1 protein-coding gene is annotated in these 235 nt (G+C 51.5%); it reads left to right on the top strand.

The genetic code is table 11. The annotated features are described in order from the left end of the window. The coding region (locus tag FDX22_RS20845; protein ID WP_146717718.1) for a TfoX/Sxy family protein at nt 1-227 on the top strand (227 nt) is incomplete at its 5' end. Nucleotides 228-235 lie beyond the last annotated feature (8 nt).

The following is a 235-nucleotide window of genomic DNA, read 5'->3' on the forward strand; positions in this document are numbered from 1 at the left end:
AAACCCTGCTGAATGAAGCAGGTATAAAAGATGAAAGCACATTACGCATGTTGGGGGCAAAAATGTGCTGGTTGAAACTGCGACAGGTTAATCCCGCCCTGACGGTGAAAATACTCTATGCCCTTGAAGGCGCAATTGGGGGAATTCATGAGGCGGCACTCCCGGCGATTCGTCGCCAGGAGCTTGTGGAGTGGGTGAGTTCTCTTACGCCTGAACCGGTGTACTAGACGGCAAT

Origin of the sequence: Citrobacter sp. TBCS-14, assembly GCF_005280805.1 — a bacterium.
In the GTDB taxonomy this organism is placed as follows: Bacteria; Pseudomonadota; Gammaproteobacteria; order Enterobacterales; family Enterobacteriaceae; genus Citrobacter; species Citrobacter gillenii.